This is a genomic window from Ignavibacteriales bacterium, from assembly GCA_026390815.1.
Classification (GTDB): domain Bacteria; phylum Bacteroidota; class Ignavibacteria; order Ignavibacteriales; family SURF-24; genus JAPLFH01.
Genome location: JAPLFH010000049.1, coordinates 1 through 17,121, shown reverse-complemented (window position 1 = coordinate 17,121; position 17,121 = coordinate 1). Strand labels below are relative to the sequence as shown.

The window sequence follows — 17,121 nt, the reverse complement described above, 5'->3', positions numbered from 1 at the left end:
ATATTTCCGTATTTCTAAACTACTAATTCTGACCCGCAAAAAAATGATCGATCTAATAAACATCTCCGTACAATTTACCGGCGAGTATCTTTTCAAAGATGTAAGTCTCAAAATCAACTCAAAAGATAAATTAGCGTTGGTAGGAGCCAATGGTTCTGGTAAAACTACACTTCTTAAAATTATTTTTGGATCGCAGGAGCCTGAAACAGGAAAAGTATTAAAACAAAAAGGAATTACGATTGGGTACCTTCCACAGGAAATTGTAACTCATACCGGTAAACCACTATTTGAAGAAGTTAAATCATCGCTTGTTTCTATAAATGATTTACAAAAGCGCGAAGATGAAATTACTGAATTGCTGAACACTTCAATAACGGAAGAAGAGCGCGATGATTTGATTTACCAGTTTGGAGCAATTCATCATAGAAAGGAAGAAATTGGCTTTTATGGAATTGATTCTGAAATTGAAAAAGTTTTAATTGGTCTTGGCTTTACCGAAAAAGAATTTTTGAAATTAACTAATGAATTTTCCGGAGGCTGGCAGATGAGAATTGCACTTGCCAAACTGCTTCTCTCAAACCATAATATTCTTCTGCTTGATGAACCGACGAATCACCTTGATCTTGACTCATTGGAATGGCTTATCTCTTACCTGAAAGGTTATGAAGGTGCGTTGGTTATTATTTCTCACGACAGACATTTTGTAAATTCTGTTACAGAAAAAACTCTCGAAATGTTTCTTCATAAAGTTAATTCCTTTAATGGAAATTATGATGCATACCTTAAATTCAAAGTTGAAAGAGACGAGCAATTAGAAAATAAATTTGTAGTTCAGCAAAAAAAAATTAAAGAAACAGAAAGATTTATAGAAAGATTCAGATACAAATCCACAAAAGCAAAACAAGTTCAAAGCAGAATAAAACAGCTTGATAAAGTTGAGTTGATAGAGCTCCCCGATTCTGAAGCTGGAATCCATTTAAAATTTCCTGAGCCGCCACCAAGCGGTGTTGTTCCAATGGAATTAATCGGAATAAAAAAAGCTTTTGAAGATAATATTGTATTTGATGGAATCAACTTTAAAATCGATAGGGGTGATAAGATTGCTTTTGTTGGTCCGAATGGTGCTGGTAAAACAACACTGGCAAAAATTATTGCTGAAAAAATTGAAGTTGACGGTGGTAAAAAAATTGTTGGGCATAACGCAATTATATCATACTACGCACAGGAAGTTGCTGATAATTTAGATCCTTCGCTGGATATCATTCAGTCGGTGGAAGATATTGCCAAGAATAAAACTATCGGGCAGCTTCGTTCAATACTTGGCTCTTTCCTGTTTACCGGTGATGATGTTTTTAAGAAAGTTGAAGTACTTTCCGGTGGAGAGAAAAGCCGTGTGGCACTTGCAAAAATTCTTTTAACAAAAGCAAACCTGATTGTTCTTGATGAACCAACTAACCATCTGGATTATACATCAAAATTAGTTTTGCAAAAAGCGCTCGTTGATTTTAAGGGAACACTGATTTTAGTTTCGCACGATGTTGATTTTTTACAGCCGATTGTTAATAAGGTTCTTGAAATTAGAAGAAATTATTTCCAGCTTTTCCATGGCGGTATTGAATATTACCTTGAGAAGAAAAAAGAAATTGCTGAACAAGAAAAGAACGAAGCATTAAATCAAAAAACCGCAAGCAGTGGAAGTAATCGTAAAGATCAAAAAAGAATTGAAGCTGAACAACGGCAGCAAAAATATATTGCTACCAAACATTTAATTAAGGAAATTGAAATAATTGAAAAAGAAATTGCCCGGCTGGAAGTACAGAAAGCAAAGTTGGAAAAGGAATTAGGTGAAACTGAAGTTTTTTCCAATCCTGCATTAGCAAAAGAGAAGAATGCAGAGTATGTTGTTAACAAGAAAGAACTGGACAATTATTTGAACAAATGGACAGTTCTAACCGAAGAATTAGAAAAGATAGAAAAAACTTTTCAATTGTAATTTGGCTTACCTGTACTTTTTATTAATCCCGCAGAATACTTGATGTTTATTTAATAGAAAATAATTTCGTTTCTAAGTTAGTAAACGTTTTCGTCCAAATATTTCAATTTAATGTTAAATGTTTGCACTTTTCTTTTCTCATTTAATAAGGTATCTTCCCGATAAAATAGCGACTAATTTATGGGTGCTTTCAACTTGAATGGAAAGCCCCCAAGGAAATAAAAAATTATATTTCCCATACTTAATTTTATATTGCGTTGCAATGAATTTGACGAACCTGGTAAGTTTAGAATTTAACAGTTGTTCCAAAATACAACATGCGAAAGAATTCCTAATTGTTTATTACTCTGTTAAGAATTCATCAAAAAACATCAATGGAAAACAGGGATAGAAAACAAAGAGAATGTAATTAACGTATTGCTTTTTACTTTGTCAAAAATCAAATGAAATACAAGAAGACTAAATAGACTATGAAAAAGATTAATAAAACTAAAGACGAACTTTTACAAGAATTGAATACTCTTAAACAAGAGAATGCTGCTTTAAAAACCGCGTTTGAAAATGATATAACCGAACGCAAGCGGGTAGAAGAGTTTATCCAACGAAGTGAAGGGAAATTTAGAGCCCTGTTTGAGAACGCCAATGATGCTATCTTTCTAATGAAGGATGATTCTTTTATTGACTGTAATTTTAAAACTGAACAATTGTTTCAATGCCGAAGAGAAGATATTCTAAATCGAAAACCATACGAGTTCTCTCCTCCAAACCAACCAGATGGAAGAGATTCAAAAGAAAAAGCACTTGAAAAAATAAATGCGGCTCTTTCCGGTATACCTCAATCGTTTGATTGGAAGCATATAAAATTGGATGGAACACCATTTGACGCTGAGGTGAGTCTCAACCGGATTTACATTGAGGACAATGTAATGATTCAGGCAATAGTACGTGATGCCACCGAACGTAAGCGGACAGAAGAAGAACGCAATGTATTATATGAGATTACACAAGGAATTACAACTACTAACAATCTGCATGATTTACTTGAATTGATGCACCAATCTCTAAAAAAAGTAATATATGCGGAAAATTGTTTTGTTGCATTGCATGAACAAAACACAGGACTTTTTAGTTTTCCCTTTTTTGTAGATAAATTCGATACAACCCCAGAACCAATAGCGATGCGTAAAAGTTGTACCTCACATGTATTCAGCATAGGTAAACCTTTATTGCTTTCACAAGAATTATTTGACCAGCTTGTAGAAAGAAATGAGGTTGAATTAGTTGGAACAAATTCTCCATCCTGGATTGGTGTACCATTAAAAACTCCTTCCAGAACTATCGGTGTTTTAGTTCTTCAACACTACGAAAAGGAAGATATATACAACCAACGTGATCTTCAATTTCTTGAATCGGTGGGTAGTCAAATTGCTTTTGCTATTGAACGTAAACAAGCCGAAGAAGCGCTTAGAGAAAGCGATGTTAAATTGAATGTTATTCTTGAATCAACTGCTGATGGAATTCTTGCAGTTGATAGTATAGGAAAGGTTATCAAAACCAACAATAGATTTGCTGAACTTTGGCAAATTCCTAAATCAATAATTGATTCCGGGGATGATAATATTTTATTGAATTTTATAATGGACCAGTTAGTAGACACAGAAGAATTTATTTCTAAAATCCGTCAACTCTACAATTCGCCTGATGAAGATTTGGATATACTTCATTTTAAGGACGGACGTATATTTGAAAGATTTTCAGCTCCTTTTATAATGAATGATTCCTCAATCGGGCGGGTATGGTCATTCCATGATATCACTAAGAGAAAACGGGCTGAGCAGGCTTTACAAAACGAACGATTACTATTACGTACACTAGTTGATAATATTCCCGATTCAATTTATTCCAAAGACCTTGCTTGCCGTAAAACACTTGCCAACCTAACAGATTTACATTATCTGGGAGCAAAATCAGAAACCGAAGTTTTGGGTAAGGATGACTTTGCGTTTTACCCAAAAGAACTGGCAGAAAAATTCATAGCAGACGATCAATTAGTAATGCAATCTGGCAAACCAGTCCTTAACAAAGAAGAATATGTTATTGATGAGAATGGTAATCAGCGCTGGTTACTCACTTCTAAACTACCTTTGAAAGATGAAAAAGGAAATATTATTGGCATTGCCGGAATAGGACGTGATATAACAGATCGGAAACGTGCAGAAAGAGAAATTCAAAAATATAATGAACAGTTCCGAACAGTTTGGAATGTTTCTCTTGATGGAATGAGAATCATGGATCAGGATGGTAAGATCCTTTTAGTTAATGATGCTTTTTGTAATATGATTGGACTTACAAGGGACCAGTTAGAAGGATCACATCTTTCAGTTTTGTTTCATAAAAGTATAAATGAAATTTCTGATCTCAATGAAAAGAATTCTAAAATGGTGGCTTTTAAACTTCGATTTTTGGAAAATAAAATTGAACCTAAGTTTGAAAGAGAGCTTCATTTATGGGATGACCGAAAAGTTTGGTTTGAAGTGACAAACGCCTATATGGAATTTGAAGGAAGCAAAAAAGTAGTACTTAGTGTTTTTAGAGATATAACAGAGAGAAAGAACTATGTTGAAAGATTGGCAAGAGAGCGAAATCTCCTTAATACGTTAATAGAAAATATTCCAGATCGTATTTATGCAAAAGATACAAATGGCAAGTTTATTATTTGTAATAAGGCATTAGTAACTCGTATGGGAATAACAAATCCGGATGAAATTGTTGGCAAAACGGACTTTGACTTTTTACCTTACGAGTTAGCATCACAATTCCACTCTGACGAACAAGCGGTAATCAAATCCGGTAAACCTCTAATCAATCGGGAAGAACCTATGGATGATGTATCTGGTGCAACCAGATGGAATTTAACATCTAAAGTGCCTTTGCTAGATAATGAAGGAAACATAATTGGTATCGTTGGTTTGGGCAGAGAAATTACAGAAAGGAAGCTTGCAGAATTGCAAATGAGTAAATACATTGAAGAATTAAAAACCTCGAATGCCGAAAAAGATAAATTCTTTTCAATAATTGCTCACGATTTAAAAAGTCCATTCAATGGTTTTTTAAACATGACTAAGATAATGGCAACTGAAAGCAAAGATTTTACCATATCCGAAATTGCAGAATTTAGTAGTGCTTTAAATGAATCTGCCGTTAATCTTTATAAATTGTTGGAAAATTTACTGGACTGGGCTATAATGCAACGGGGAAAAATGAATTTCAATTTACAAAAACAAAACTTATCTGCAATGGCTTCTCAAAATATCTCTACTAATATGGAGCGCGCTAAACAAAAAGGGATAAAAATTATCAATCAAGTTGAAGATTCTATAAATGTTTTAGCTGATGAAAAAATGATTAACACGGTTCTAAGAAATCTTATTTCCAATGCGGTAAAATTCACAAAAAAAGATGGAACAATAACAGTAAATGCCAAATACAGTGAAAACGAAATCATAGAAATATCGGTTAGTGATACTGGTATTGGAATATCAAACAAAGATTTAAATAGACTCTTTATAGTTGGTGAACAGGTAAGTTCAAAAGGTACTGAAGGTGAATTGAGTACTGGATTAGGTTTATTACTGTGCAAAGAATTTGTAGAAAAACATGATGGAAAGATTTGGGTTGAGAGTAAAGAAAATTTAGGCAGTACATTTTATTTTACACTTCAAAAACCAATTTAGTTGAATGACAAGTAAATAGATTATGAAAAAGAGTTCTAAAACTAAAGAAGCACTTTTACTGGAATTAAACACACTAAAACAAGAGAATGCTATACTGAAATCTAAATATGAAAAAGATATCAAAGAACAAATAAAGTTAAAATTTGAGCTTGAAAATTCCATTACGAAGTACCAACATTCTTGCGATTCCATAAACGACACAATGAAGTTGCAGGACGAACAAAACATCCGGCAACTGTTTGATAATTACCTGCAGATGTATTCCTCACGCGATGATAACCTTACAACATATTTCAGTGATAACTTTTCCGGCTTTACCGGGGGTGGAGATTTTTTAGTAAAAGATAAAGCAGAATGGATTGCAATTACCCGCCAGGACTTTGCCCAGGTCAAGGATCCAATTCATATCGAACTAAAGGATCTGTCCATCCAATCATTATCAGAAACAATTGCAGTAGCTACCAGTTTCTTCACAATTCAATTACCAATAAAGGACGAAATCCTTTCACGGGAGATAGCGCGCCTGGTGCTTATTTTTTGCAAGGAAACTAATGGTTGGAAAATTTCGCACAGTAGTATATCCATTCCCTACCACCTGGTTCGGGATGGAGAAATTTATCCTATGAAAGAACTGGTAGATCGAAATCAGTTCCTGGAAGAGTTGGTTGTTGAACGAACGAAACAACTTTCTGAAGCAAACGATAATTTGAAACAAACAAATGAAATACTAACAAGAGAAATTGTAGAGCATAAACAAACAGCAGAGGCGCAAAGGGAAAGCGAGCAAAAATATCATCAGGTTGTTGATCGCGCAAATGAAGCAATAGTTGTAGTACAAGGGGGAATGGTCCGGCTTACTAATCCGATGACCAGAACCATGACGGGTTATTCAGAAACGGAAATTGAAACCACACCTTTTCAACTGTTTATCCATCCGGACGATCGTACCCTGGTAGTCGAAAATCATCTGAAAAGATTACGCGGTGAATATGTTCCCAGCTATTACATTTTCCGATTGCTGAACAAAGAAGGGAATACCCGTTGGGTTTATATGAATGCAGTGTTGATCGATTGGGAAGGATCCCCAGCTACTCTAAACTTTTTAACTGACATTACTGAAAGAAAACTTGCCGAAGAAGCTTTGCAGCAAAGCAACCAAAAATTGGAAGCTATTATATCTGCTTCACCTGATGGTATAGGAATGATATCGATAGATGGAAAAATGCAATTTTTTTCTGATAAATTATTTAAAATGCATGGTTATTCTATCGAAGATAAAAATGAACTGATTGGAAAATCAGCTTTAGATTTTATCGATCCATCGAATCATAAAATGTTGCAGGATAATATCAGCAAATTACTTACGGGTGAAAGCGACTATAAAATAAAAGAATATCTGGCTGTTAAAAAAGATAATACCCGATTTTATATTGAAATTAATTATACAGTTTTAAATGATTCCGAAGGAAATCCATTAAGTATTCTTTTTGTTGAACGTGACAGCACCGAACGTAAACTGACTGAAGAAGCTTTGCAACAAAGCAACCAAAAATGGGAAGCCATTATATCAGTCTCACCGGATGGTATTGGAATGGCATCTTTGGATGGAAAGATACAACTTATCTCCGAAAAATTAGTGAAAATGCATGGCTATTCTTTTGAGCAAAAAGATCAGTTTATAGATAAACCAATATTTGATTTTATTGATCCAGCAGATCACAACTTGTTAAAGGACAATATCCGCAAGTTACTTTCCGGCACAAACGACAAAAAACTTACTGAGTATTTGGCAATAAAAAATGATAATAGCAGGTTCAATATTGATGTAAATGCAAGGATTTTGTTTGATTCCGCCGGCAACCCCAAAAGCATCTTGTATGTTGAACGTGATATTACCGAACGCAAAATAGCAGAAGAGGCTTTGCAAAAAAGTAACCAAAAATTGGAAGCTATTATATCAGCTTCACCTGATGGAATAGGTATGATATCGCTGGACGGAAAGATGCAGCTAATGTCTGATAAATTAGCAGAAATGTATGGCTACTCCATCGAACTAAAAGAGGAATTTATTGGAAAATCAGTGCTTGATTTTATTGATCCTTCTAACCACAAAATATTGCTTGATAACATTCACAAACTGATTGCAGGTGAAAACGATAATAAGCTTAAAGAATATCTGGCTATAAAAAAAGATAATAGCCGATTTTATATCGATGTGAATTCTACAGTTTTGCTTGATTCAAATGGCAATCCAGAAAATATTTTGTTTATAGAACGAGATATTACCGAACGCAAGCAAAATGAATTAATTATTCAACAGCAGAACAATCAACTTCAGGAACTTAATGCTACAAAAGATAAATTTTTCTCCATCATCGCTCACGATTTGAGAAGTCCATTTCAGGGATTTATTGGAATAACACAATTAATGGCTGATGACATAACACGATTTTCACTTACAGAATTATCTAATTTAACTAAAGGAATGAATAACTCAGCAAATAACCTTTATAAACTCTTGTTAAATTTATTGGAATGGGCTCGTATGCAGCAAGATGCGGTAAGCTTTAATCCGGTCGAAATTGTTTTATCAGAAATAGTTACTCAGAATATTGATCTTATAATTAAAAGAGGAGAGCAAAAAGGGATTGATATAATATCTGAAATTCCGTTGAATCAAAAAGTTTATGCAGATGAAGCAATGCTAAATACTATTTTACGAAACCTTTTATCAAATGCCGTTAAGTTCACAAAGCAAGGTGGTAAAATAGTTGTCCGATCAAATCAAACAGAAAACAATACTGTTGAAATATCAGTAACGGACAGTGGAATTGGAATGTCTTTGGACCTATGTAATAAATTATTTAAGATGGAAGAAAAGGTAGGACGAATAGGAACTGAAGGAGAGGAAAGCACCGGTTTAGGTCTACTACTATGTAAGGAATTTGTGGAAAAACATAACGGTAGTATACATGTAGAAAGCAAAGAAAATGAAGGAAGTAAATTTACATTTAGCTTGCCGGGCAAATAAGTTTGCACTTTACAATTTCAAATTCACCTTATTCTTAACTATTATTTTTCCTTGTTAATTCTTCCATTTCGTCAGCCAGTGCAAGTCCACCATAAAGTGCTGCATCATCACCAAGCGCAGTAGCAATTATTTGCACTTCTCTGCCGGCATCTTTCAAAACATAATCCTTAAATGATGCTTTAATTTTGGGGAGCATAAACTTTCCAAGTGCTTCTATAACTCCGCCACCAAGAACTATCATATCAAGATTCAAAAGGTTGGTGATACTTGCAAGGTTTTGTCCAATTATCACACAAGCCTTGGTTACGTTTTTAACTGCAATAGGATCCAACTTTTTAATTGCAAGAGCAAGAGCTTTACTCTTAATCGGTTTGTTACCAATGGCAAAGTGTTTTAAAACACCTCGTTTCTTTTTCTTCAAATCTTTTCTAATATCTCTAACAATTGCAAGCCTGCTTGCCAGAGCTTCAAAGCAACCATGTTTTCCACATCCACAAAGCGGTCCATTTGGCTGAATAACCATATGACCAATTTCTCCGGCAAAATAATTTGTACCCCTGTAAAGTTTTCTATCAAATATTAAAGCGCCGCCAATACCGGTTCCAACAAAAACTACAAGAACATTTGTACCTTCCTTCTTTAATTCATACCGCAGAATACCGAGCGCTCCAAGATTAACATCATTTTCAATTAAAATGGGAATGGAAAAATGTTTAGCAAGAACTTCCCGAAAATTAAAATTGGAAATTTTTAAGTTTGGTGCTGATCCGATAATGCCAGTATATGGATTTACTGAACCGGGAATTCCAACACAAATTGCTTTTACACTACCTTCTTCAACTTCACCTTCTGCTAAAACATTTTTAATTGTCAACACAAGGGCTTTAAACATTCCCGCTTTACCGCTATCCGGTTGCGTTACAGTTTTTGATCTAGCAATGATCTTGCCTTTTGGATTGATCAATGCAGCCAGTATTTTTGTTCCGCCAAAATCTACACTGATGATGTAATTTTTAACCAATTTTTTTCTCCAGAAAATTTACAGGAGTAAAATACGATAACTGAATGAATATTTAAATTATTTCTACTAATGCACTGGTAATTGTATTTTTATCCGGATCGAGTAAAAAGACCCGGTAAAATCCCCGATCAGTGAATTCAATTTCATTAAAAAAGATATAAGTCATAGTCGATTCTGTATCGAAAGGATATTCTCTAACATACTCAAACTTCCCTTCGCGCGGATTATACTTATCAAGCTGAACGATAACTTTTGTGAAGAAAATTTCTTTTGCTAATTTAGCCATAACCGTAATTTTACCGGCAGTAAACCTGTCGCTGCAATCAATTTCTTTTCCATCATATTTTACGCAGAAGTATAATAAGTCACAGGATTGAGCCACTACTTTTTGTTGAAAGCCAACAAAGATTAAAAAAAGTACGAATAAGTAGAAATAATTTTTCATATGCGCTCCCTTTATTTTGTTTAAAATATTTTATTATAGTTATATTCCTTTTAGAATATATATAGATTTTTAAATTTAACCAAAGAATAAAACTCAAAAATATCAGACAGATATCATTGACATTGATATTTTCTTTAATTGAATAATAATATGGAAAGAGTAAGACCATTAAAGAAGTTTGGACAAAATTACCTTGTTGATCAGAACATTGTTGCAAAAATTGTGGAAGAAATATCTCCACAAAATAACGAGGCAATAATTGAAATTGGTCCAGGGTTAGGTGTTCTTACTAAAGAATTGTATAGGAGAAACAAAAATCTTTATGCAGTTGAAATTGATAACCGGGTTATAGAGCAGCTTAAGGAATTGTACCCGGAGTTAAACTTAATCAATCAGGATTTTCTTAAACTGGATTTGCATTCCATCCATAATAATTCTAATCAGAAGTTGCGCGTTGTCGGAAATATTCCATACAATTTAACTTCACCCATAGTTTTCAAATTGATAGAAAACTCATCAATCATTAATGATGCTGTCTTTATGGTACAATACGAAGTGGCAAAAAGAATGACGGCACAAAAAGGAACCAAGGATTATGGAATTTTTTGTATAGTTTTAAACTATTTTTCTGAAATTAAATTTTGTTTTAAGGTATCGCCAAATGTATTCTATCCAAAACCGAAAATTTTTTCTGCTGTTGTTCATATTTATTTTAAACCTGGTTTAAGTGATTTTAAATTCGATAAGTTATTTATAAAGGTAGTTAAGGCTTGCTTTGGGAACAGGAGAAAAACGTTAAAGAATTCTTTAAATAATAGTATATTTGGTAAGCTAAATTTTGAAAACAGTGGTATCGATTTGTCACTTCGTGCTGAGCAATTGGACCAAAAAGATTTTATTGTATTAACAAAATTTGTACAGGAAAAAACATTAACAAAAGAAGAAACCAATTGATAAGATGATTATTCCACCAACAAAATGTATAATGAACTAACCACCTGATGAAATCGATTAAATCACTTTTTCTAAACCTCAATGCTATCGATTTTGTAGTCACTATTTTTTTTCTCTTTCTATCACTTGTTAATATAGTTTTCTGCTCAACCATTCATCCGTGGTTCTATCTGGCAATAGTTAATTTTATGGTGATGATTTTTATTTTAATTGTTGCCTATTATGACAATCATTCATTGAAAAAAATATGGAAATATCTTCACTACTTTTACTTATTCCCGCTCATTTTGTTCATCTTCAAAGAAATATATTTAATGCTAAGACCGATAAGACCAACTGATTATGACTCCGTTTTGATTTCAATTGACCGGTTTATTTTTGGAGTTGATCCAACGCTAGTGTTGTTTAAAATCGCAAATCCATTTTTTACAGAATTGCTGCAAATTGTTTACGCTACTTTTTATTTCCTTCCGCTTATTCTTGGTATTAACCTGATGCTTAAAAATAAATGGATTGAATTGGATTACAGCGTGTTCTGCATAGTGTACGGATTCTTTCTTTCCTATTTGGGATATTTTATATTACCAGCAGTTGGTCCACGATTTACACTTCACGATTTTTCTAAAATAGGAAATGACTTACCAGGATTGCTCATTACTAATTTCTTAAGAGAGATTACGAACATGGGTGAATCGATCCCAACTGGTACACTTAATCCTGTTGATATTGTTCAGCGGGACGTTTTTCCGAGTGGACACACCCAGATGACATTAATAATAATGTATCTTTCTGCAAAGCTGAATGTTAAATCAAAATATTTTTTAATTCCAAACGGCATTCTCTTAATTATCGCTACTGTTTATTTACGTTATCATTATGTTATTGATTTGGTTGGCGGATTTGCTTTTATGGTTTTAACTATGTGGAGTGCAAAATTTATTTTCAATTACTGGCAGCGCTTTACGGTTAAGCAGGAGTTTTATTTATCTAAACGGAAATAGTTTTATCAACCTTCTGTATTGTTTCAACAATAAGTGGAAAGTATCTATCAAGTGAGCAATTTGCATCTTCTCGTAAATAACAATTATTTATCTCGTCCTGTGCACGGCAATAAACGCAAACGTTTTTACGCAGCAGATCAACATAATCGAATACATCATCGCTTTGAATGGAATGAACAACTTTTACAATTTGCGGTAGAAATTTTTCAACTGCACAGATTTCAATTTCTGTTAGTGTACATTCTCCGCTATCTGAAGAATCAACACAGACAGAGCAGACATTTTCCCGGATAGCTTTCTTGTATTTATTCATTTGTTTGTCCTTATCTCTTAATCGAAATTAATTATTAAGTAACATAGTTTCAAGACCACAATTTTTATAGATCAAAATGGAAAAAAGAAACCAGGTTAAAAGAATTTTTGATACGATTGCGCATCGTTATGATCTGCTGAATCACCTTTTAAGTTTTGGTACCGACATTTACTGGAGAAATAAAGCGCTAAAACTTACAAAGCTGAATAGCAATTCTGTGTTGCTGGATGTTGCCTGCGGTACAGGTGATTTTGCAATCACAGCTAAAAAACTTGGAGTGAAAAATATATTTGGCGCCGATCTTTCAATTCAGATGTTAAAATTATTCAACAAAAAAGCTAATTGGATTAGAGGTAACTCAATTCAAATGGTTGCTGAATTTCCTCCATTCAAGGAAAAATCTTTTACTAACATTACTGTAGCATTCGGAGTTAGAAATTTCTACGACATTCCAAAAGCTTTCAATTCTTTTGTGAAAATTCTAAAACCAAATGGGAAATTAACAATTTTAGAATTCCGATTACCAAAACACAAATTATTTAAAGTGTTGTACCGGTTTTACTTCAACAAAATCCTTCCTCTTATTGGAAGAATTATTTCCAAAGACAACGAGGCGTACACTTATTTACCGGAATCTGTAAATGAATTTGATGAAAAGATAAAATTGCAGGATTTGTTAAGAAGTGCAGGATTCCAAACTGTTGAAGTTCATCCACTAACATTTGGAATTGTACAGGTAGTTATCGCTACAAAATTGAAATGATTGCAAAGAATTTTTTCATTTAATCTCGTATGAAATTAAATTCTGTGTCATAGTCTGACTCGTATCGCTCAGGTTAGTACTACTACCGGTTAGTACTTCAATTACTGCCATATTTCCTTGTAGCTTTACAATGCCAATATCTTTAACAAACCACATAAAAGCTGCAAAACTACTAAAGCTAAATTTACCCGGATCGTTTTTATCCGGAATACGAAGGTTGAGTGTATATTTTATTTTTTCAGCTGACATAGTTACCTGTCCGCTGGTTAAATTCAAACTGATATCTTCACGCACAAGGTAATTTGCTATCAAATCAATAATATTATACGATGCCAAATCTGTAAAGTTCAATCCAATTTTGTACACTTTCCAGGATGCGCTCTGATCCAGGTAACGTGAATAAACAATTAATTCTCTGTCAAAGTCCATAGAAGCTGAAGAACCTGGTGTAGCCTGGTAATATTTATAAACTCCAGTGGTATCAAGAAAAAAATAAACGCCAGCATTAGTTCGTCTAAAAAATGCGTTTGTTTTCACAGTATCCAATCTGAGTTTTGTAGAATTTAATTGAACAAAGTATTCCGTATTGTTAACTTTTTGCAAGCCAGTAAAGGAAACCATTCTTGAACCCATAAAAGATATACCAGCTTGAGTAACCGTTTCAACCGCATAATTAAATTTACTTCCGCCGTTGCCTGGATAATATTGCAGAGCAGAATCTTGATTATTTAAATTAGTATCAGCAGGGTTGGACTTTTTACTGCAAGAAATAAAATGTATTGATAAAAGAAATATCAGAAATAACTTCAATTGTAGTTTTATCGATTTCATTATAAATTAAAAACCAACTTGCTTAATTTTTTAAATGCTTTTGCACGGTGGCTGATTTTATTCTTTTCGTCCAGATTCAATTCTGCCAAAGTTTTATCATAACCATCCGGTAAAAAAATTGGATCGTAGCCAAAACCCAATTTACCTCTCGCTTCATTAATAATTATACCCTTAACTTCGCCAAGAGCTGAATAATATTTTTTTTCATCGATATAAACCGCACAACAAACAAATTTAGCTTTGTGCGGAGGTGAAAACATAGAAAGTTCTTTTAATAGTTTCTTGTTATTTTCATCGTAGGTGCAGCCTTCGTAAGAATACCTTGCAGAAATTACTCCGGGTGCTCCATTAAGCTGCTCTACTACCAATCCAGAATCATCTGCTATGGTAGGCAGCATATACTTTTCATAAATTATGGTTGCTTTCTTTTTGGCATTTTCTTCAAATGTAAGTCCATCTTCAACAATTTCAGGAACATCATTCAAATCGAGCAGAGAAATAATATGGAAATCACCTCCATCAAAAATTTTTCTTACTTCTATAATTTTTCCTGGATTGCTGGATGCAAAAACTAATTCTTTCAAAATTGCTTTCCTTTAAATTCTTTTAAGCAGATTTTTTAATTCCTGTTGCCCTTCAAAATACAACTCGGTTTCATCATATAATAATGATCTTCCTGATTTAACATTCCATTCACCATCAATTATAACTTCTCTTACGGATTCTTTAGTGCAGGAATAAACAATGTTCGAATAAATTGAATTGTCCTCTTCGGATAAAGAAAGATTTGGTGATTCCAAATTTAACATAACCAAATCCGCTTTCTTCCCAACTTCAATACTGCCAATATCATTATCAAGATTAAGAGCTTTTGCTCCGTCAATTGTAGCCAGTCGAAATACATTCTGTGCATTCATTACTGTTGGTGAGTGAAAAGGTTTTTGGATTAAAGCTGCCAGCCGCATTTCTGTAAACGCACTTAAATTATTATTGCAGGGAGCACCATCCGCACCAAGAGAAACTTTTATCCCTTCCTTAATATATCGCGGAATGTTAGCAATACCAGAACCCAACTTAAGATTGGAAGATGGACAATGAGCAATTCGAGTATCGGTTCTTTTTAATATTTCAATTTCATTTTCGCTTGTGTGAACGCAATGTGCAAGTATAGTCCAGTTATTAAGAATTCCAAGATGATTAAAGTACTCTATATTTTCCTTTGAATGCAATCTTCTAACTTCCTCTATTTCACTTTTATTCTCTGAAGAGTGTGTGTGGTAAATGCTTCCTACAAATTCCTCTGCCATCAAAGCAGTTTCCTTTAAAAGTTTTTCTGTGCAGGAAAGAACAAAGCGCGGCGCAAATCCGTATTTTATTCTGCCATTCTCCTTATCATGAAATTGTTTTGCTAAATCGTAAGATGTTCTAATCGAGTCTTCAGTTGATTCTCTGAATTCCGGGAGGAGATCATTTATATCCACCATACATTTACCGGCAATAGCGCGTATACCGGAAGTAATCAATTCTTCAAAAATTATTTCCTGGTGATTGATGGTTCCCATATCTAAAATTGTTGTAGTTCCTCCGGTTATTAATTCGTTGATGCCGATCTTAGCCGACATTCTAAGCGAATTTTCATCGTGAGCATTCTCAAACGGGAATATTTTTTTCTGAAGCCAATCAAGCAATTCCAGATCATCAGCACAACCACGGAAAAGTGTTTGGCAAAGATGAATATGAGTTTGCACAAAACCGGGTATTAATGTTAATGAAGGATAATGAAGTATTAATCCATCATAATTACCTGTATCTATTTCGGAAAGGCTCGCGATTCTTGTAATCACATTTCCATCAATCTCAACCGCAAAGTTTCTTAAAATTTCATTTTCAGGATTTGCAGTAACAATTTGTTTTGGAATTAGAAGTGTTTTTTCCATCTATAATTTTCTCTTTATTCTTTTTCAGATAATAATTCATCCAGAACTTCCATTGCATAACGGAGGTGTGGAATTACAATGGAACCGCCAACAATTAGAGCAATGTTAAAAGATTCGTACAATTCTTCTCTTGTTGCACCTTCCTGAACCGATCTATCGATATGGTAGAAAATGCAATCGTTACACCTAAGTACCATCGAGCCAACAAGTCCCATCAACTCTTTCATCTTTGCTGGTAGGGCGCCAGCTAAGTAAGCTTTGTTATCAAGAGCAAAGAATTTATTATAATCGCGGAAGCCCGAGTTTAGAATTTTCTCATTCATATCTAACCGGTATTTACGTGTCTCCGAAACAGATTTTTTCATTAGCATATCTCTTTTTACAAATAAATATAAAGAAATGAATTTGAAAAAGAATCTCTTACCGGGTTGAATTATTTGAATCACTCACCTTCGCAGTTTTTATGGAAGAATCTTGATCATGCTCTGTTATGTTAAATATCAAGTCTAGGAATAATATAATTTATAGCATCCTTTTTATAAATATTTGAGAAAGAGATAAACATTAGGAAGGCTTTCTGTTAGCTCATCTCTTCCTCCTTCTGGGCAAAATATATTTAGTAAAGTAAAATATAAATGATTCATTCTGTTATAAACAGTTCCCTTTGAAAATTATTATGTGAACCAATAATAGGGACTGCAAGAAGTAAAATTAAAATATTACTATGTTGCCGTACTCTTACTCAAACTAACCTTCCCAACTACTTATTGAAGCGGGCTTCTGGTACGATCATGAAAACGGTCAACACTAAAAAAATTAAAATCACTTATGATATATACTCATTTGGTTATTATCTCTTTTCAATCTATGATTTTATTTTTATTGTTACAATTATATTTTCGTCTCTTTTAAACATATCTACTCTTGATCCTGATCTTCACTACCCTCCATCATAAGCGTAAATATTTTTTTTAAACCTTACATAAAATCTTTCCGGACATTCCTAGAATTATTCTGGATTAGTAATAACTTGTTGCGGGTTTCTCCAAAACTTACAGGACTTTCCCAAAATCTTTCCGGGTAAATTTTGAAACTTCC

The 17,121-nt window shown here is 33.6% G+C and carries 13 protein-coding genes; 6 read left to right on the top strand and 7 right to left on the bottom strand.

The window, feature by feature from the left end; all coding sequences use genetic code 11:
• Positions 1 to 43 precede the first annotated feature (43 nt).
• The 3 genes from NTX22_15365 (at position 44) to NTX22_15355 (ending at position 8,758) form a co-directional block, all read left to right on the top strand.
• The gene (locus tag NTX22_15365; GenBank protein MCX6151903.1) at positions 44 to 1,993 is read left to right on the top strand and encodes an ABC-F family ATP-binding cassette domain-containing protein; all 1,950 of its coding nucleotides are present in this window, start codon (positions 44 to 46) and stop codon (positions 1,991 to 1,993) included.
• A 470-nt stretch (positions 1,994 to 2,463) separates the two neighbouring features.
• Positions 2,464 to 5,727, top strand: a complete 3,264-nt coding sequence (locus tag NTX22_15360) for a PAS domain S-box protein (GenBank protein ID MCX6151902.1) — start codon at positions 2,464 to 2,466, stop codon at positions 5,725 to 5,727.
• Between the two features lie 22 nt (positions 5,728 to 5,749).
• Positions 5,750 to 8,758 carry a PAS domain S-box protein gene (locus tag NTX22_15355; GenBank protein ID MCX6151901.1) on the top strand — a complete coding sequence of 1,003 codons (3,009 nt, stop codon included), beginning with the start codon at positions 5,750 to 5,752 and terminating at the stop codon, positions 8,756 to 8,758.
• A gap of 34 nt (positions 8,759 to 8,792) precedes the next feature.
• Here NTX22_15355 and NTX22_15350 read toward each other — a convergent pair whose 3' ends face one another.
• Entirely contained in the window at positions 8,793 to 9,779 is a 987-nt protein-coding gene (locus tag NTX22_15350) for an ROK family protein (GenBank protein MCX6151900.1), read from the bottom strand.
• A gap of 52 nt (positions 9,780 to 9,831) precedes the next feature.
• A complete protein-coding gene (locus NTX22_15345) occupies positions 9,832 to 10,224 on the bottom strand; it encodes a hypothetical protein (GenBank protein MCX6151899.1) in 393 nt (130 codons plus the stop codon).
• A gap of 150 nt (positions 10,225 to 10,374) precedes the next feature.
• Between NTX22_15345 and rsmA the strand changes: the two genes are divergently transcribed.
• Both rsmA and NTX22_15335 read left to right on the top strand, forming a co-directional pair.
• Entirely contained in the window at positions 10,375 to 11,178 is an 804-nt protein-coding gene (rsmA, locus tag NTX22_15340) for a 16S rRNA (adenine(1518)-N(6)/adenine(1519)-N(6))-dimethyltransferase RsmA (protein ID MCX6151898.1), read from the top strand.
• A 47-nt stretch (positions 11,179 to 11,225) separates the two neighbouring features.
• On the top strand, positions 11,226 to 12,179 hold the full coding sequence (locus NTX22_15335) for a phosphatase PAP2 family protein (GenBank protein MCX6151897.1): 954 nt from the start codon (positions 11,226 to 11,228) through the stop codon (positions 12,177 to 12,179).
• On the opposite strand, the gene NTX22_15330 is transcribed toward NTX22_15335, so the two are convergent.
• Positions 12,166 to 12,492, bottom strand: a complete 327-nt coding sequence (locus tag NTX22_15330; GenBank protein MCX6151896.1) for a hypothetical protein — start codon at positions 12,490 to 12,492, stop codon at positions 12,166 to 12,168. The two genes, NTX22_15335 and NTX22_15330, sit on opposite strands and share 14 nt — an antisense overlap.
• Before the next feature lie 76 nt (positions 12,493 to 12,568).
• On the opposite strand from NTX22_15330, the gene ubiE reads away from it, so the two are divergent.
• On the top strand, positions 12,569 to 13,255 hold the full coding sequence (ubiE, locus tag NTX22_15325) for a bifunctional demethylmenaquinone methyltransferase/2-methoxy-6-polyprenyl-1,4-benzoquinol methylase UbiE (protein ID MCX6151895.1): 687 nt from the start codon (positions 12,569 to 12,571) through the stop codon (positions 13,253 to 13,255).
• A gap of 15 nt (positions 13,256 to 13,270) precedes the next feature.
• Here the strand turns inward: ubiE and NTX22_15320 are convergent, their stop codons facing one another.
• The 4 genes from NTX22_15320 to NTX22_15305 are packed head-to-tail and all read right to left on the bottom strand — an operon-like array spanning position 13,271 to position 16,388.
• Positions 13,271 to 14,086 (bottom strand): hypothetical protein, encoded by an 816-nt coding sequence (locus tag NTX22_15320; GenBank protein MCX6151894.1) that lies wholly within the window; start codon positions 14,084 to 14,086, stop codon positions 13,271 to 13,273.
• Complete coding sequence (gene rdgB, locus NTX22_15315) at positions 14,086 to 14,670, bottom strand: RdgB/HAM1 family non-canonical purine NTP pyrophosphatase (protein ID MCX6151893.1); 585 nt, start codon at positions 14,668 to 14,670, stop codon at positions 14,086 to 14,088. The genes NTX22_15320 and rdgB overlap by 1 nt, the downstream gene beginning before the upstream one ends.
• Before the next feature lie 12 nt (positions 14,671 to 14,682).
• Positions 14,683 to 16,023, bottom strand: coding sequence for a 5'-deoxyadenosine deaminase (locus tag NTX22_15310; protein ID MCX6151892.1), 1,341 nt, complete (start codon positions 16,021 to 16,023; stop codon positions 14,683 to 14,685).
• A gap of 14 nt (positions 16,024 to 16,037) precedes the next feature.
• Complete coding sequence (locus NTX22_15305) at positions 16,038 to 16,388, bottom strand: carboxymuconolactone decarboxylase family protein (GenBank protein ID MCX6151891.1); 351 nt, start codon at positions 16,386 to 16,388, stop codon at positions 16,038 to 16,040.
• Between the last annotated feature and the right edge of the window lie 733 nt (positions 16,389 to 17,121).